The organism is Latilactobacillus sakei (genome assembly GCA_002953655.1).
Lineage (GTDB): Bacteria > Bacillota > Bacilli > Lactobacillales > Lactobacillaceae > Latilactobacillus > Latilactobacillus sakei_A.
The window spans coordinates 1,581,997-1,599,619 of the sequence record CP025839.1 but is presented as its reverse complement, the minus strand read 5'-3'; the positions used below and the strand labels follow the sequence as shown (position 1 = coordinate 1,599,619).

Below are 17,623 nucleotides of genomic sequence, written 5' to 3'. Positions count from 1 at the left end.
CGCATTCTAGATTTGAAATTAGTATACTAGAGAACGACTATGTTTCATGGAGGGATGGAGATTGTGTTAACTTTAAATGTGATTAAGGCAATTATTTTAGGGATTGTCGAAGGCTTTACGGAATGGTTACCGATTAGTTCAACGGGCCATTTAGTCTTAGTCGGTAGTGTTTTAAAAATGGGCGAATCAAAAGCCTTTATGGATATGTTTAATTACGTCATTCAATTCGGTGCAATTTTAGCCGTTGTCGTCTTATACTTCCATAAATTAAACCCATTTTCACCGCAAAAGAACCAGTTAGAACAAAAGCAAACGTGGACTTTATGGTTTAAGGTTATTTTGGCGGTTATTCCGTCAGTGATTATTGGCTTCCCATTGAATGATTGGATGGATGAACATCTAATGCAAAACTGGGTTGTCGCAAGTATGTTAATTTTATATGGTATTTTATTTATCGTGATTGAAAATCGCAATAAACAACGAACACCAAAATTTGCAGATTTAAATACGTTACCTTGGTTGACTGCCTTTTGGATTGGCTGTTTCCAAGCCTTATCAATTATTCCAGGGACATCCCGTTCAGGGGCAACGATTTTAGGGGCGATTTTAATTGGCACCTCACGGTATGTTGGTGCTGAATTCTCATTCTTCATGGCAATTCCAACCATGATTGGGGTCAGCATTTTGAAGATTGGTAAGTTCTTCTACCAAGGTAATACCTTTACTGGTGACCAATCAATTATTTTGTTGGTCGGGATGGTGGTATCATTCATCATTTCAATTATCTCAATTAAGTTCTTGATGGGTTACATCAAGAAAAACGACTTCAAGGTCTTCGGTTGGTATCGAATTATCCTAGGGGTATTGGTATTAGGCGCAATGTTCTTATAAGAGTGCGTTTGAAACGGGTATATTCAGAGCATTAACCTGATTTGACGAATTAGCGATGGAATCGCTAGTTTGGCAAATAGTGTTAAGCGCAGGAATATGTTTCAAAAAGCACGTTTGAGTACAAAGTGCGTTTAAAGCGGTTTGACTCTGAGCATTAGTCTAGCATCGTGAATGAGCGACGGCGTCGATCGGTTGCGATGCGTAACTAGGCACAGGAGTCAGCTTTAAAAAGCATGTTTGGATACGAGTGCGTTTGGGTGCGTTTAGCAACTGAGTATTAATAGAAATTTTAGATTAAGCGGAAGTTGTTGCAATCCAAAAAGCACGTTTAAAATAAAAGTTGGAGGTTTTCCCATGTTAATCAAAGAAGTTTGTGTCGAAAATTTCACTGAAATTCCGGCTGCCATTCGTAATGGTGCTAAGCGAATTGAATTAAACGATAACTTAGCGGTTGGTGGCACTACTGTTAGTCGGGGCGTTATGGCTGAATCAGTACGTTATGCACATGAACATGATGTGCCAGTGATGGTCATGATTCGCCCTCGCGGTGGTAACTTTGTCTATAATGATCAAGAATTAAAAATTATGGAAGCCGATATTTTTTCAGCACAAGAATTAGGCGCTGACGGGATTGTAGTGGGGTGTTTAACACCTGACAATAAGATTGATGAAGAAGCAATGGAAATGCTAATTGGTGCTGCTAACGGGATGCAAGTTGTTTTCCACATGGCTTTTGATGAATTGGCAGTAGCTGATCAAGCAGAGGCAATCGACTGGTTAGTTGAACATGATATTAAACGGATTTTAACACATGGTGGCCCATTAACGGCACCGTTAAATGAAGAACGGCTTCAAGAACTTGTGCGCTTAGCTGATGGTCGCTTAGGCATTTTACCCGGCGGTGGCATTACAGCCAAAAACGTTGTAGGTATTACTGAACGCTTAAACGTGACAGAAGCACATGGCACTAAAATTGTTGGTTAATTAAAAAATTGAGCAATCAAAAAAGGTTTCCGGATAAAAATAACTTTTATCCGGAAACCTTTTTATTTTTTGACAACGGTTAGTAATTGACCGACATCTTGGTTGACGCCTTGGAAATGGCGAACGGCATAGCGTTCTGGGTTAAGTCGCGTTAAATCTGCGACTAAGTAGTGAATCTCTTCTTCTGATTTAAAGAAACGATTATCGATAATGAAAAGCAATAAGCCGCCTCGATTAAGCCGCGATAAGACCTGATGGTACGCCGAAATTGTCGTGTTGGGAAGTGTGACGTCTTGCGGCGTTTCTGGTGAAAGAGATCCCAGACTAAAGATAGCTGCTTGTACTTTTAAATCAGCGGGGAGAGCGGTGATGATCCGTTCATGACCTTGGTTGATGAGCGAGACCTGTTGGCTAAGGTTGGCGGTCGTTAATCGTTTCTGACACGTTTCCAGAGCGTCTTTTTGGATATCAAAACCATAAACATGACCGTAATCGTCAACTTTTTCCGCTAGAAATAAGGTGTCATCACCATGACCGACGGTGGCGTCAATCACAATATCGCCCGGCCGAATAGCTTGGTCCAATAGAAAGTGGGCAAAAGAACTTGGCTGATCGAGTAACATGGTAAAAATCCCCTTTAATTACGATTTTTGTTGTAATAAGTGGTAACTATCAAAATAATACCACGAAAGGCCTAATCCAGTTAAGGCTAACATGAAACCGGCTAAGACATCAGTTGGATAGTGAACCTGAACATAGATCCGACTAATGCCAATCAGTAATGTGAGTATTACGCACACACCAATTGTTAGGTTACGCCAATAATGGTTTTTAATCAGATAAATGGCAATAATGCTTAATGAGCCAAAAAATAATAAGGCGCCAGAAGAATGACCACTCGGAAAACTAAAGCCGTTGGCAACGACTAAGTGATGAGCGCTAGGCCGCGGACGAGCAACCCATTCTTTAATGATATGGTTTAAACTACTAAAAACGGACATGTTAACTAATAGAAACAGGGCCGCATTTGTCTGGCGGATAAAAAGGAGCGTCAGTGTTGCTACGACTGTTAATCCCAGCATACTATAAGGATTACCTATGCTTGTGATCGCGATTGCGAGGGTGGTTGTCAATGGCGATGCCATGCTGCGGACGATGTGGATGATGGCAACGTCGACACTGTTAATCCAAGTTGCTTGGTTTAACAGACTGATTAAAATAATGACAAATAGTGAAAAGCCCACTATCATTGACGCGAATTGTGGCTTTTGATGAGACATAGTGAACTCCTTTCAAAGTCTATTGTTACAATGAAGGTTACCAATTTTATTTTTACTACTGTCGATAGCAGTATTGGATACACGTAACATATACATTGTTTTATAGCATTATTAATATTATAATATATTTTAAGTAAACTTAATAAAGATAGCTATTACTTTAGAAAAAATTATATGGAGGTTTTTACGTTGAAAGAGACTAGAAAACAGAGAATTGCGACGCAGAAAATAATTTTGCACAGACAAAAAAAGGAACTACGGAATAAGAAAGTACGGCATATGACGACTTTTGCAGGGGCTAGTTTCTTGATGGGGTCTGCAGTTGCACCTAGTCTCGTCAGCGGTAAAGCTAAGGCGGCTGTAGCCACAGTCAGCGCTAGTGAAGCAAACCTCAATACAGCCACAGCAAGTACAAGCAGTGTTGCTAACAGCACAACAACCAGTAGTACGAGCCAAGTAACAAGTAGCAGTCAAAGTCAATCAAGCCAAACAACAAGTAGTAGCCAAAGCCAATCTCAACCAGTTGTGAAGCCTCAGGTGACTGAAAATGATGCCAACAAAGCTGCTACCGCACAACCTAAACCAACGCAAGCTCAACCAGTTGTGGGGACGCAAAATACAGGTGCTAATATGGCAACAGCCAAAGCAATTATGGCTTATTCATCAACCAGTGCGTCAACTTTTATCAATTCAATTGCTAGCTCAGCCCGTCAATTAGCAAGTGAAAATGATTTGTACGCTTCAGTAATGATTGCCCAAGCTTCTCTTGAATCAGGTTTTGGGAACAGTGCTCTAGGCCAAGCGCCTAACTACAATCTATTTGGCGTTAAGGGTAGTTATAATGGTAGTTCTGTCTACATGTTAACAAACGAAGACGATGGTCATGGTAATCTTTACCAAATCAATGCGGCTTTCCGTAAATATCCTTCATACTACCAATCACTACAAGATTATGTGCATGTTTTGAAAAATACTTCTTTTGGCGCAACACCTTATTACCAGGGCGCCTTCAAGAGTCATACGACAAGTTATCAAGATGCAACACGCTATCTCCAAGGACGTTATGCGACCGCTACTAATTATGCCGCAAGTTTAAATCGTCTTATCCAACAATATAATTTAACGCAATATGATACACCTGCCACAAGTGGTAATAATGGTGGCGGGACGGTAACACCACCAGTTAATCCAACAACACCAACTAAACCAACCAATGGTGAAAAATACACGGTTAAAGCCGGCGATTCAGTTTACGGGATTGCTAAACGTTATGGGATCTCAATGGACACGTTGATCAGTTGGAATAACATTAAAAACAACATGATCCACCCGGGTGATGTTTTAATTGTTTCGGCGAACAAGCCAACGACACCAACGAATCCGACGACACCAACCAACCCTACAAATCCAACCAAACCAGCAAATGGTGAAAAATACACAGTCAAAGCCGGCGATTCAGTTTACGGGATTGCTAAACGTTATGGGATCTCAATGAACACGTTGATCAGTTGGAATAACATTAAAAACAATATGATCCACCCGGGTGATGTGTTGATTGTTTCCGCTAAACAAACAACGAACCCAACAACACCAACGAACCCAACTAAACCGACAAATCCAACTACGCCAACTAATAATCAAACCTATACGGTTAAGTCTGGCGATTCTGTTTGGGCGATTTCAAAACGGTATGGTGTTTCCATGGCAAACTTAGTGAAGTGGAATAATATCCGTAATAACTTCATCTATCCTGGTCAAAAATTAATTGTTGGTCAAAAATCAACGGGCCAAACAACACCACCAACAAATAACAACAATAGCAGTAGCAATAATAACAATGGCTCAACAACGACAACCGCTAAAACCTACAAGGTTAAAGCTGGTGATTCAGTATGGCGGATTTCACAACAATCAGGAATCTCAATGGCTGAATTGGTGCGTTTAAATAACATTAAAAATAATTTTATTTATCCAGGTCAAGTGTTAAAAGTCAGTGCTGGTAAAACAACAACTAACAATAACAACCAAACAACACCTAATAAAACGAAGTCTTATACCGTTAAATCAGGTGATAGCCTATGGTCAATCGCTCAAAAAAATGGCACGACAATTAGCCAATTGAAGACTGCCAATAATTTACGCTCAGATTTAATCTTAGTTGGCCAAGTCTTGAAATTGAAGTAAGAGTTTGGTATGCTAAGAACAATTATTTAACGTTGAGAGGGATTAGTAGTTAAGTAGAAGCGTCCAGAGAGCGTGTGGTTAGTGTGAACACGTCGTTGAACTTAGCGAACTCACCTTTGAGTTTTCTATTGAAATCAAGTAGATAGAAACGTCAGCCACGTTACGGCCAGAGAGTTGCTCAGTTTGAACTGGGCAGAACTTAGGTGGCATCGCGGTCAATTCGTCCTATGGTATTTATACCATAGGACTTTTTTGACGTTAAAAAAGGAGTGCGTCAAAAGCGTCAATACTGTGAGGATTAGCCTCATCGGACGAATAAGCGACGAAGTCGATTGTTTGGCAGATGTCGCTAAACGTAACAGTATGCTTTTGAAAGCATGTTAAAAAAAGAGTGCGTCAAAAGTGTCTATACTTTTGAAAGTACGCTAAAAATAAGGAGTGTTTGATATGACTTACGATCATCGCGCAGTTGAACAAAAGTGGCAAGCCTACTGGCAATCACATAAATCTTTTAAAACAACAGAAGATAAAGATAAGAAAAATTTCTACGCATTAGATATGTTCCCATACCCATCAGGACAAGGGTTGCACGTTGGCCATCCTGAAGGCTATACGGCAACTGATATCTTGGCCCGGATGAAACGGATGCAAGGCTTCAACGTGTTGCACCCAATGGGTTGGGATGCATTCGGCTTACCTGCTGAACAATATGCGTTAGATACGGGGAATAACCCTGCTGATTTCACGCAAACCAATATCAACACTTTCAAACGTCAAATCAATTCATTAGGCTTCTCATATGATTGGGATCGCGAAGTGAATACAACGGATCCCGATTTCTACAAATGGACCCAATGGATTTTTGAAAAAATGTACGAAAAAGGCTTGGCTTATGAAGCCGAAGTTGCGGTTAACTGGAGCCCTGATTTAGGGACAGTTGTGGCTAACGAAGAAGTCATCGACGGCAAAACAGAACGGGGCGGCTACCCTGTTTACCGGAAACCAATGCGTCAATGGATGTTGAAGATTACAGCTTATGCGGATCGTTTAATCGACGACTTAGATCTAGTTGATTGGCCTGAAAGTGTCAAGGATATGCAACGTAACTGGATTGGCCGTTCAAAAGGCGCTGAAGTTTCATTTGCTGTTGAAAACCACGACGCTCAGATTGATGTCTTCACCACGCGTGCCGATACAATGTTTGGTGTCAGCTACATCGTAATGGCCCCAGAACACAAATTAGTGGCTGATATCACTACGCCGGAACAAAAAGCAGCTGTTGATGCTTATTTAAAAGAAATCGAACACAAGAGTGACCTTGAACGGACTGATTTGGCGAAGGACAAAACAGGGGCCTTTACGGGTGCTTATGCCATCAATCCAGTGAACGGCGAACGTTTACCAATCTGGATTTCAGATTACGTTTTAGCGTCATACGGGACTGGTGCCGTGATGGCTGTTCCGGCACATGACCCTCGCGATTGGGAATTTGCCAAGAAATTCGGTTTACCATTGAAACCAGTTGTAGCTGGTGGTAACCCTGAAGAAGCTGTTCACACAGAACCTGGTGTGATGATTAATTCAGATTTCTTAGATGGCTTAGACAAACAAGCTGCTATCGACAAGATGATTCCATGGTTGGTTGAACACAAAGTGGGTCATGAACAAATCAGTTATAAATTACGTGACTGGTTATTCTCACGTCAACGCTACTGGGGTGAACCAATTCCAATTATTCATTGGGAAGATGGCACAACATCTGTCGTGCCAGAAGATCAATTACCACTTGAATTACCATTAACAAGCGATATCAAACCTTCTGGTACTGGTGAAAGTCCACTTGCGAACTTAACAGACTGGTTAAACGTGACGGACGAAAATGGTCGTAAAGGCCGTCGTGAAACAAATACAATGCCACAATGGGCTGGTAGCTCATGGTATTATCTCCGTTATATTGATCCTAAGAATCCCGATAAATTGGCTGACTTTGACAAGTTGAAGGACTGGTTACCAGTTGACATGTACATCGGTGGTGCAGAACATGCCGTGCTTCATTTACTATATGTTCGTTTCTGGCACAAGTTCTTGTATGATATCGGGGTCGTGCCAACGAAGGAACCATTCCAACACTTATACAATCAAGGGATGATTTTAGGCGATAACCACGAAAAAATGTCGAAATCAAAAGGGAACGTTGTTAACCCCGATGATGTTGTTGATCGCTTTGGTGCTGATACATTACGGCTATACGAAATGTTCATGGGCCCATTAGATGCTTCCATTTCATGGAGTGAAAAGGGCTTAGCCGGCGCTCGTAAATTCTTGGACCGTGTATGGCGTCTATACACAGAAGAAGATACCGACGAAAACGACCAACTTTCAAGCAAGATTGTCGCTGACAATAATGACCAATTGAAGAAGAGTTACAACGAAACTGTTAAGAAAGTCACCGAAGACTTCGAAAGCATGCACTTTAACGTGGCCATTTCACAATTGATGGTCTTCATCAATGATGCTTATAAGGCTGATACACTTCCACGTGAATACGCTGAAGGCTTCGTGAAGTTATTAGCCCCAATCGCACCACATATGATGGAAGAATTATGGGCAATGCTTGGTCATAACGACTCAATTAGTTATGCGGATTGGCCAACATTTGACCCAGCAGCATTGGTTGCTAACGAAGTGGAAGTCATCTTCCAAGTTAACGGTAAGTTAAAGGCTAAAGTAACAGTGGCCAAAGACACACCGAAGGAAGAATTAGAAGCGATGGCTAAGGCCAACGAAAAAGTCGCCGAATTTATCGCCGACAAGACAGTCCGCAAAGTGATTGCCATTCCAAACAAATTGGTCAATATCGTCGCAAATTAGAGTGCGTTCAAGCTCGGTCAACTTTTGAGCATTATCAGAGGGAAGCGAATAAGCGACGTAGTCGATTGTTTGATTCACTGGGATAAGCGCCGAAAGTTAGCTTGAAAAGCACGTTTCAAACAAGAGTGTGTTTGGTTGCGGTCAGCAACTGAGCATTAATAAAAAATTTCAAATAATCCAGGTTTTAGAATTATTTGAAATTTTAGATTAAGCGGAAGTTGTTACAATCAAAGAGCATGTTTCAAACAAGAGTGCGTTTCAGGTGGTTATATCGTGAGGATTAGCCTAAGCAGACGAATTACCGACAAAGTCGATGATTTGGCTGCTGTAGCTAACCGCAACGATATACCTGAAAGAGCACGTTTCAAAAAGGACAGACAAATTCAATTTTGTCTGTCCTTTTTTCTTATCTAAAGTTAATAGTTAGGAGCCTAACAAATACTATTAACTTGAGAAGCCTTATTTATCAACGTTTTAAAATGATAAAAAGATGAGAAAAATATTGATTTTCTTCTTTTTTTATTATACGATGATAAGTAAATTTAGATTGTCGGGTTAACCAACAATTGGGACACCTAAGTAGAAGGGTTTGAGGAGAATGAAACGAAATTTAAATGCCCGCCAGATGCAGATGATTGCATTAGGTGGGACAATCGGGGTCGGCTTGTTTATGGGGGCCAATACGACGATTAAATGGACAGGACCTTCTGTCTTAATCGCCTATGGCATTGCCGGGTTATTATTGTATTTAATCATGCGTGCTCTTGGGGAAATGTTGTATGTTGATCCAGATACAGGTTCGTTTGCGAAATTTGCAACGGAATATATGCATCCCATTTTTGGTTATTTGACAGCTTGGAGTAACGTTTTCCAATTTGTCGTTGTCGGGATGAGTGAGATGATTGCGATTGGCGGTTATCTGGAATTCTGGTGGCCGAACTTACCGGGGTGGGTCCCAGGGTTAGTCGCGATTACGTTCTTATGTGCTGCGAACCTCATATCGGTCAGCATGTTTGGTGAATTAGAATTCTGGTTTGCCCTAATTAAAGTGGTGACGATTATTTTGATGATTGTCGCTGGCCTTGGATTAATTATCTTTGGGATTGGGAATCACATGCATCCAGTTGGGATTAGTAATTTATGGACTCACGGCTTCTTCACCGGTGGATTCAAAGGCTTTGTCTTTGCCCTTGCGATTGTCCTGGCTTCTTATCAAGGGATTGAATTGATTGGGATTACGGCCGGAGAAGCTGAAAATCCCCAAGAAACATTGGTTAAGGCGATTCAATCAACCGTTGCTCGGATTCTCATTTTCTACATCGGGGCTATTTTCGTCATTTTAAGTATTTATCCTTGGAATGAACTCAGCCAAGTGGGGTCACCATTTGTCCAAACCTTCGCTAAAATTGGCATCACCGCCGCAGCGTCAATTATCAATTTTGTGGTAATTACAGCGGCTTTATCAGGCGCAAACTCGGGGATTTATAGTGCGAGCCGGATGACGTTTACGTTAGCTAATAATGGGCAATTACCAAAACGTTTCTTAAAATTAAATCGCCACGGCGTGCCATTTTACGCAGTTGGGGCGATTTCATTAGGGATTTTAATCGGTGTGATTTTAAATGCCATTTTACCATTAGTTTATCCTAAAGCTGGCAATATCTTCGTCCTTGTTTATAGTTCAAGTGTCTTGCCAGGGATGGTGCCTTGGTTTGTCATCTTAATTAGTCAAATTGCCTTTAGAAAACAACACGCCGAAAAGATGGCGACTCATCCGTTTAAAATGCCATGGTCACCATATTCCAACTACATCACGTTGGCAATGTTGTGCTTAACATTAGTTTTCATGTTCATTAACCCAGAAACACGAATTTCATTAATTGTCGGGCTAATCTTTTTAGTTTTAATGATCATTATTTATTTCGTAAAGTTTGGGCGTCAAAAAGCATAGAAGAGTGTGCCATAAGTTCAGAATATGACTTATAGAACACGGTTAGACTATCAATATTCAAATAGTGAAGAAGGCGCCAAGACAAGCATTACTTGTCCTGGTGCCTTTTTTGCTATTCAGATTCCGATCGTCTAGACGTGCTTTTTGGTTGCAACAACTTCCGCTTAATCTAAAATTGGCCGTAATCCTAAAACCTTGGATTACGGCCAATTTTGTATTAATGCTCAGTTGCTACCCGCAACCCAAAGCGCTCTTTTTTAGTAGATTGGATTAATTTGATCACGATGCAAGACATTGATTGATTCGCCAGCTGATTGGCGGCGGTCGATATTATCTTCACCCCATAAGCAGAGTAGGTTCAAAATCTGATTGAGTGATTGACCGTATTCAGAGAGGCTATATTCAACCCGCGGTGGAATTTCTTGATAGATCTTCCGATTGATAATCCCGTCGGCTTCGAGTTCGCGCAATTGTTGCGTTAAGACTTTTTGAGAGATCTTAGGGATATTTTGTAAGAGTTCACTTGAGCGGAGTGGTTGATTCCGTAAGTGGCATAAAATGACCGGTTTCCATTTACCACCGATGATTTCCATCGTGGCTTCAACACCAATGTTATAAGTTTTCTCATTCATTTCTAATTTTGATTCACCTTTTCATTGTGATAAGACTCAATTATTACTTTTCAGTAACCTACTGACTAAAAAGTGCGTGATTGTGAAAATGACGCTTCTATTGAATAATATAGTACATCAGTTAAAAAGTCTATTAGGAGTGTGGGAAAATGAGTAAAAAGCAACGTGCGAACTTAACTTTGTTAGCATTGGCGATTAGTGCCTTTGCGATTGGTTCAACAGAATTCATCAGTGTTGGCTTAATGCCGTTGATGATTAAAGATTTTGGGATTACAATGAGCCAAGCCGGCTTAACCGTTTCAATGTACGCCTTGGGGATTACGATTGGTGCGCCCATTTTGGCCATCTTAACTAGTCGTTGGCCCCGGAAAAATTTATTGTTGGGGATTATGATCGTCTTTATCATTGGGAACTTAACGGTGGCCTTTGCCCCAGTTTTCTCAGTTGTTTTAATCGGTCGGATTATTTCAGCGTTATCACACGGGATCTTTATGTCAATAGCATCAGTGATTGCGGCGGATGTTGTTGAACCAGAACGCCGAGCAAGTGCGATTGCCGTGATGTTCACTGGTTTAACCGTCGCAACTGTTACTGGGGTACCGCTGGGCACTTTCATCGGTCAAATTTCAACCTGGCACATGTCGTTTATTTTCATTGCGGGCATTGGTGTCTTGGGCTTAATCGCTAACTGGTTTTTGGTTCCAAACGACTTACCATTGGGTCAACCAAGCCAATTTAGTGGGATTATTCGGGTCTTCAAAAATAAAGCAATCGTGATTGCCTTATTAATTACAGCCCTTGGTTATGGTGGCACATTCACCGTTTATACTTTCGTGACCCCCATTTTACAAACGAAGATGGGCTGGTCACCAAGTGCGGTGGTTATTATCTTAGTTATCTATGGCTTAATGGTTGCCTTGGGGAACACATTGGGTGGTAAGTGGTCTAACCACAAACCCTTGTTAGCATTATTGAGAATGTTTATTGGATTACTAGTGACCCTCATGTTGTTCATGCTAACATTGAATTCACATTGGTTTGGTTTAATGAACGTCTTATTGATGGGCTTTTTCGCCTTCATGAACGTGCCTGGTTTGCAACTTTACATTGTCCAACTGGCTGAAAAGTTCACACCAAACGATATTCCCTTGGCATCGGCTTTGAATATCTCAGCCTTTAACATTGGGATTACGATTGGTTCATTGGTCGGCGGTCAAGCTTCTGCCGCTTGGGGATTGGGGAGTACACCAATTTTTGGGAGCATCATGGTGTTCATCAGTATCTTATTAACATGGTACTTGATTAAACAAACAACGAAAACAAAATAAACAGAGTGTGGCATAAGTCGGGTTAACCGGAAGGATATGACTTATGGAACACGTTTAGACGATTAGCATTCGAATATTAAAAAAGAGCTGGGACAAAATTTACTTTTGGCCCAGCTCTTTTTGTGGCTAATCGTCACAAGATAATCGGCTGAAACGTGCTTTAACGAGCAACTTCTTCCGTCTAGCGACGCTTAGCAAACGATCCGCTGTGCGGCTCATTCACCAAGCTATGCTATACTCGGAAGTTAACCGCTTGTTAAAGCACTCTGATTTGAAACGTGCTTCTGATGACAACAACTTCCGCTTAATCTAAAATAACCATTAATCTTAAAAGCGAGATTAATGGTTATTTTTAATTAATGCTCAGTTGCTAACCGTCATTAGAAGCACTCTTTTTTCGTAAAGTTTTGTTAAAGGAATTGCAAGGTTTCAGGCAATCATCTAAAATGGTAGGAAGATGCTTTTTGATGTTGAAAGAGGGAGTATGTGAAATGACCAATTCACCTAAAACGGGGACTACGGATAAATCTTCACAGAATCAGATGTTACGCGGTTCCGCATGGATGACTGCCGGCAGTATTTTTTCGCGAATCTTAGGCGCTGTCTACGTGATTCCATGGCCAATTTGGTTTGGCTCAAATTTCTTACAAGCCAATACACTGTTCGCCCGGGGTTATCAGATTTATAGTGTTTTCTTAGTGATTTCAACGGCTGGGATTCCAGGCGCCTTATCTAAACAAATCGCGCGTTATAATGAAATGAATGAATATGGCGTGGGACAACGCCTTTTTAAAAAGTCACTGATCTTAATGTTAGGGATGGGTGTCTTATCGGCGCTAGCGCTATATGCACTAGCACCAGTCTTGGCAGCCGGTGATCCACGGATGGTGCCGGTTTTCCGTTCATTAAGTTGGCCGTTGCTAGTGATTCCGCTCTTGAGTATCATGCGCGGTTATTTCCAAGGGTATTCCGAAATGGCACCGTCTGCGATTTCACAGTTTATCGAACAAGTCGCACGAGTGCTTTACATGACGGTTTCGGCCTTCATGATCATGCAAGTGATGAAGGGCAGTTATGTCGATGCTGTCACACAAGCGACGTTTGCGGCCTTCATCGGGGCCGCTGCAGGGCTGTTATTATTAATTTTCCATTACATCAAACAACGCGGGCGTATTTCTCAATTAATCGCCGGTAGTAATAATCAGTTAGAAGTATCGACGACCGATTTATTGAAGGGCATTATTCGCCAATCAATTCCATTTATCGTTATCGATGCCAGTGTTAACTTGGTTTATATCATCGATCAATACACCTTTAATCCGATGATGCATGATTTCGTGATTGCTAATAATCACCAACTTGATAATTTGTACGCCTTATTTGCCGCCAATGCGAATAAGCTGATTTCAATTACCGTTTCATTAGCGGCCGCAATGGCGGTTACGGCGGTGCCATTGATGTCTGCGGCTCATGTGCGTGGCAATCAAAAAGAATTACGCCAACAAATTGGCAGTACTATTCAACTCTTTAATTTAGTCATGATTCCAGCGGCTTTCGGGATGGCAGCCGTGGCCGGACCACTTTATACCTTGTTCTACTCACACGATGCCTTAGGGATTAGTGTCTTACAATTTTCATCGTATATTTCAATTCTCTTAGGCCTCTTCACGGTCTTAGGTGCGATTTTACAAGGGTTATACCAAAACCGGTTAGCCTTGTTCTATCTATTGATTGGGTTTATCGTTAAAGTTGTGGCCCAGTACCCAGCCATTTATTTCTTCCGGGTATACGGTCCGCTCGTGTCAACCGGCTTAGCCTTTGCGACGAGTTCCATTTTGATGTTAGCTGCCTTACATCGCTATTATCATTTTGATGCCTGGCAAACGATTCGCCGTTTAATCGGAATCGTTGGCTTCTCAGTGATTATGTATCTGATCACATCACTAACGGTTAAAGGATTATTATTAGTATTTAATCCGCAAAGTCGGCTTCAAAGTGTGCTCGTCCTTGTGATTAGTGTCGCAGTTGGTGGGTTAGTCTATGCTGTTTTAGCGTTGAAATCGCGATTAGCGGATTATGTTTTGGGCAGTAACTTAGACCGGTTTAGAAGAAAGTTGAAATTAAAATGAGAATTGATCGTTTTTTAAGTCATATGAATATCGGTACACGTAAAACGCTCAAACCATTACTAAAGGCAGGGCGGGTTCGAGTGGCCGATAAAGTTATCAAAGAAGCGAAATATCAAGTGACCCCAGAAACGGTGGTTTACGTTGATGACGAACCGATTCGCTATCAAACTAATTTTTATTGGTTATTAAATAAACCGGCGGGTGTGATTTCGGCCACGACCGATCCGCAAAAAACGGTCATGGATTTATTCGCATCAGCAGATTATCGGGAAGACTTATTCCCAGTGGGCCGCTTGGATAAGGATACGACGGGGCTATTGCTGATCACCAATGATGGCGACTTAGCCCACGATTTATTGAGTCCCAAAAAACACGTGGCTAAAACGTACCGCGCTAAAATTGCCGGAGTGGTAACAGCGGCTGACCAAGCACAATTTGCGGCTGGTCTAAAGTTGCGTGATTTTGAAGCCCAACCAGCACAATTGACGATTTTAAGGACTGATACAGCGCGCCAAGAAAGCTTAATCGAAGTTGAAATTCATGAAGGTAAGTTCCATCAAGTTAAGCGTATGTTTCATGCGGTTGGCAAAGAAGTGTTAACACTAGAGCGACTTCAGATGGGGCCGTTAAGCTTGCCGGCTGATTTAAAACGTGGACAATACCGGGCGTTAACAACAACCGAAATTGATGCTTTACAAAGAGCAACACAAAAATAGCAGTTCGCTTTTAGCGGACTGCTATTTTTTAATTCATTAAGTACGAATAAAAAACGACCTACGTTATGAGGCCGTTTTTTTGCGCAAAAAATCACGATGATAATAATTATTTAATTAAAAGTTACTTTTTTATTGATAAATAAAATTTAAAAAGTCAATGATATTAAGCTAAACCGCAACTCGTGAGTTGTGAATTTCTCAATAAACATAGTTTATATCATTGTTTAATTTTGCGCAAGTTGATTTTGGAATTTTTTTAAATACTATTGCTATAAGGAATTAAGCGGATACGCCATTCAGCTTATAAATACTTTTGAGGTGGAAGATTTATCGACTATAAACTTTTTGCTTGATAACCATAACTCACAAGTTATGAATGAATCAGTTAGGTATTTTGGAGGTGGTAAAGTGCAGTTTTTTAGTAAGTTATTTGAATTAAAGAAAGAGATTGATCAATTTTACAAGTCGGAGTTAGACCGTTTCGAAAATACCGATACGCAGTTCTTCTTGCTGACCTATATCGATAGCGTGGAACTAGCAAGCCCTACTAAGCTTTCAGGGATTTTTAATATCAGTACGCCAGCGATTTCACGTCTTTCTCGAGAATTAGAGAATAAACGCTTAGTTGAACGGTTTAGAGCGACTGGCACACAAGCTGACTATCGCTTAGTTTTTATCCGTTTAACACCAGCCGGGCGGGATAAATTAGCAGCTGTTAACCAAGCTTTGGGAAAGTTGATCAATGCGACTGAAGAAGATGCGATGGTTCATAAGTTGGATGATAGTCGCGCACTAATTAATACCATTCAACTTGGCTAGTCTTAGAAATTTATAAGGAGAATCAAAAATGGAAGCTATTAATATTGAAGAAATTGAAGCGCTAGATGCTGAAGTCAAACGCATTATCGCGGACCTACAAGCTGAAAAAGATAAGAATCAAGTTTTGATGACTGAAAATAATCAATTACGCCAAAAAGTCGAAGAAACTAATCAATATCGCCATAAGGCGGAACAATTAGCCCATGAAGTCCGCCACTTAAAAACACAAAGTCAAAGTCATATTTCGGAACTTGATAGTCAAGATATCTCTGAGATTATGGTGGCGGCCAAAGTCGCCGCCAATCAAATGGTTAAAAAGGCCGAGAAAGAAGCACGTGACTATGAATTAACGAAAAAAGCAGCGCTTGAAACGGTTAAGGCTGAAGCAGACGTTTTCCAAGCCAACTTAATGAAGGTTAAAACCCAAATCGAAAATGATTTATCAACTTGGATGACGCGTATTGATGAGATTGCGCAAGGCCCAAATGAACAAACGCACCAATAGATGGGGTGAAGAAGAATGATTAAACTATATCGCGGCGCGATCCCCAGTGAACAAAATGATCAGTTGGTGTTCGAAAGTGATCCGGAACAAATCATTAAAACTTACAAAAAAATCATTACGAAATATGCCAGTACACTACCAAGTCCGAAGATCTACGTTCAATATTTAGAGATGCGTTATTACTTTGAAGTTGATATTACCGGTCATGCCCGGGTGCCGGTTCGGCGGATTGTTCGCTTGTTGAAGAGTGCCTTTCCCCAATTTATTTGGACGCGGGTTGTCGAGCACGCCGATGATCGGTATCGTTTAGAATTTGTGCCGGTTTCTTGGTCCTATAGCGATTCAGTCGACGCCGAACAAGTTTTAACGGCAGCCATCGCAGAAATGGGTTATGGCCAAAATGAATTATACGAAAGTATCAAGCAACAAATGGCGACGCTTTTCTTCGAATTATTTGATTTTGAACAAGCGGTGATGCGCCAAAAACCACAACAAGAAATTGTCGTTCCAAAGAAGGTTAGTAATTTGAAAAAAAAAGCAGATGAAATGACAGAAAATTCAGCATCAGAATTAACAGATCCAGAGGCCGAACTTCAAGCTAAGATTGAAGATTTACTGGCTAAGCTCTATGAGAATAAAGAGGCTACTGAAACAACGGAAGTTGAAACGGTCCCGATGGCGCCGAAAGTGGTGCCCATTAGAACCGCGCGACACAAACCGCAACGAGTGGATCGTACAGCAGCTAGTTCTAAAGTGCCGGTAGCGACTGATTCAGCCGGGACGTTATTGGCTAAAATTAAAAAAAAAATCGCACCTATCACGAAACGGTAAAATCACGACAAGTTCTACTGAAGAAGCAATTGATTTTAGGCGGCGTAAGTCTCGCAGTTGTCATTTCGTTAGTATTATCACTCGCGCAATTTTTCGAAATTGCGAGCGTCGATGGGCAATCAATGAAGCCCACCTTTCGCAATAACGAAATGGTAGTCGTGATGAAGAACCCGACACGCTTAAAACGCGGTGATGTAATTGCCTTAAACGTTCCTAGTATGGCCGATAAAACGTTTATTAAACGGATTATCGGCTTACCGGGGGATACGGTTTATGCCAGCGGTGGAGTTTTATACATTAACGATAAACCCATTGAGCGTTTTGACAAACAAGGGCCAACACCAAAGTTCAGCCTCTTAACAAGCACGGGACAAAGCATTGTGCCGGATAAAAAGTTGTTTGTCTTAGGCGATAATCGCCAAAAATCAACCGACAGTCGAACCTTTGGATTCGTGGATTATGACGATATTATCGGGAAAGTCAGATTATAGGAGGAAAGATG

Annotated in this window: 15 protein-coding genes; 12 read left to right on the top strand and 3 right to left on the bottom strand. The window is 41.2% G+C overall.

The annotated features are described in order from the left end of the window. Window positions 1-63 precede the first annotated feature (63 nt). Both C0213_07945 and C0213_07940 read left to right on the top strand, forming a co-directional pair. Window positions 64-891 carry an undecaprenyl-diphosphatase gene (locus C0213_07945; GenBank protein ID AUX12350.1) on the top strand — a complete coding sequence of 276 codons (828 nt, stop codon included), beginning with the start codon at window positions 64-66 and terminating at the stop codon, window positions 889-891. A 354-nt stretch (window positions 892-1,245) separates the two neighbouring features. Further along, window positions 1,246-1,875 (top strand): copper homeostasis protein CutC, encoded by a 630-nt coding sequence (locus tag C0213_07940; GenBank protein AUX12349.1) that lies wholly within the window; start codon window positions 1,246-1,248, stop codon window positions 1,873-1,875. Between the two features lie 62 nt (window positions 1,876-1,937). On the opposite strand, the gene mraW is transcribed toward C0213_07940, so the two are convergent. Both mraW and C0213_07930 read right to left on the bottom strand, forming a co-directional pair. After that, window positions 1,938-2,498 carry a 16S rRNA (cytosine(1402)-N(4))-methyltransferase gene (gene mraW / locus C0213_07935; GenBank protein ID AUX12348.1) on the bottom strand — a complete coding sequence of 187 codons (561 nt, stop codon included), beginning with the start codon at window positions 2,496-2,498 and terminating at the stop codon, window positions 1,938-1,940. An 18-nt stretch (window positions 2,499-2,516) separates the two neighbouring features. Beyond that, window positions 2,517-3,155, bottom strand: a complete 639-nt coding sequence (locus tag C0213_07930) for a phosphoesterase (protein ID AUX12347.1) — start codon at window positions 3,153-3,155, stop codon at window positions 2,517-2,519. Window positions 3,156-3,344: 189 nt separating this feature from the next. Between C0213_07930 and C0213_07925 the strand changes: the two genes are divergently transcribed. From C0213_07925 to C0213_07915, 3 genes are all read left to right on the top strand, one after another. Beyond that, window positions 3,345-5,339 carry an N-acetylmuramoyl-L-alanine amidase gene (locus C0213_07925; GenBank protein ID AUX12346.1) on the top strand — a complete coding sequence of 665 codons (1,995 nt, stop codon included), beginning with the start codon at window positions 3,345-3,347 and terminating at the stop codon, window positions 5,337-5,339. 447 nt (window positions 5,340-5,786) lie between these two features. Beyond that, on the top strand, window positions 5,787-8,210 hold the full coding sequence (locus tag C0213_07920) for a leucine--tRNA ligase (protein ID AUX12345.1): 2,424 nt from the start codon (window positions 5,787-5,789) through the stop codon (window positions 8,208-8,210). Between the two features lie 598 nt (window positions 8,211-8,808). Further along, complete coding sequence (locus tag C0213_07915) at window positions 8,809-10,161, top strand: amino acid permease (protein AUX12344.1); 1,353 nt, start codon at window positions 8,809-8,811, stop codon at window positions 10,159-10,161. A gap of 257 nt (window positions 10,162-10,418) precedes the next feature. On the opposite strand, the gene C0213_07910 is transcribed toward C0213_07915, so the two are convergent. Further along, entirely contained in the window at window positions 10,419-10,793 is a 375-nt protein-coding gene (locus C0213_07910) for a MarR family transcriptional regulator (protein ID AUX12343.1), read from the bottom strand. A gap of 149 nt (window positions 10,794-10,942) precedes the next feature. On the opposite strand from C0213_07910, the gene C0213_07905 reads away from it, so the two are divergent. The 7 genes from C0213_07905 to lepB all read left to right on the top strand — a co-directional run bounded on the left by C0213_07905 (window position 10,943) and on the right by lepB (window position 17,612). Continuing rightward, window positions 10,943-12,121: an MFS sugar transporter gene (locus tag C0213_07905; GenBank protein ID AUX12342.1), complete on the top strand. Its 1,179-nt coding sequence runs from the start codon at window positions 10,943-10,945 to the stop codon at window positions 12,119-12,121. 491 nt (window positions 12,122-12,612) lie between these two features. Continuing rightward, entirely contained in the window at window positions 12,613-14,250 is a 1,638-nt protein-coding gene (locus tag C0213_07900; protein ID AUX12341.1) for a transporter, read from the top strand. Beyond that, window positions 14,247-14,966, top strand: coding sequence for a 16S rRNA pseudouridine(516) synthase (locus C0213_07895; protein ID AUX12340.1), 720 nt, complete (start codon window positions 14,247-14,249; stop codon window positions 14,964-14,966). Before C0213_07900 ends, C0213_07895 begins: the two co-directional genes overlap by 4 nt. 408 nt (window positions 14,967-15,374) lie before the next feature. Beyond that, window positions 15,375-15,785 (top strand): hypothetical protein, encoded by a 411-nt coding sequence (locus C0213_07890; protein ID AUX12339.1) that lies wholly within the window; start codon window positions 15,375-15,377, stop codon window positions 15,783-15,785. A gap of 28 nt (window positions 15,786-15,813) precedes the next feature. Beyond that, a complete protein-coding gene (locus tag C0213_07885) occupies window positions 15,814-16,290 on the top strand; it encodes a hypothetical protein (protein AUX12338.1) in 477 nt (158 codons plus the stop codon). Window positions 16,291-16,305: 15 nt separating this feature from the next. After that, complete coding sequence (locus C0213_07880) at window positions 16,306-17,121, top strand: hypothetical protein (protein AUX12337.1); 816 nt, start codon at window positions 16,306-16,308, stop codon at window positions 17,119-17,121. A 17-nt stretch (window positions 17,122-17,138) separates the two neighbouring features. After that, window positions 17,139-17,612, top strand: coding sequence for a signal peptidase I (gene lepB / locus C0213_07875; protein AUX12336.1), 474 nt, complete (start codon window positions 17,139-17,141; stop codon window positions 17,610-17,612). Window positions 17,613-17,623: the final 11 nt, after the last annotated feature.

Bases quoted from the DNA above. Each gene is read 5' to 3' on its own strand.
- C0213_07940 (AUX12349.1), top strand. From the start codon at position 1,246: ATGTTAATCAAAGAAGTTTGTGTCGAAAATTTCACTGAAATTCCGGCT.
- mraW (AUX12348.1), bottom strand. From the start codon at position 2,498: ATGTTACTCGATCAGCCAAGTTCTTTTGCCCACTTTCTATTGGACCAA.
- C0213_07930 (AUX12347.1), bottom strand. From the start codon at position 3,155: ATGTCTCATCAAAAGCCACAATTCGCGTCAATGATAGTGGGCTTTTCA.
- C0213_07920 (AUX12345.1), top strand. From the start codon at position 5,787: ATGACTTACGATCATCGCGCAGTTGAACAAAAGTGGCAAGCCTACTGG.
- C0213_07915 (AUX12344.1), top strand. From the start codon at position 8,809: ATGAAACGAAATTTAAATGCCCGCCAGATGCAGATGATTGCATTAGGT.
- C0213_07910 (AUX12343.1), bottom strand. From the start codon at position 10,793: ATGAATGAGAAAACTTATAACATTGGTGTTGAAGCCACGATGGAAATC.
- C0213_07905 (AUX12342.1), top strand. From the start codon at position 10,943: ATGAGTAAAAAGCAACGTGCGAACTTAACTTTGTTAGCATTGGCGATT.
- C0213_07900 (AUX12341.1), top strand. From the start codon at position 12,613: ATGACCAATTCACCTAAAACGGGGACTACGGATAAATCTTCACAGAAT.
- C0213_07895 (AUX12340.1), top strand. From the start codon at position 14,247: ATGAGAATTGATCGTTTTTTAAGTCATATGAATATCGGTACACGTAAA.
- C0213_07885 (AUX12338.1), top strand. From the start codon at position 15,814: ATGGAAGCTATTAATATTGAAGAAATTGAAGCGCTAGATGCTGAAGTC.
- C0213_07880 (AUX12337.1), top strand. From the start codon at position 16,306: ATGATTAAACTATATCGCGGCGCGATCCCCAGTGAACAAAATGATCAG.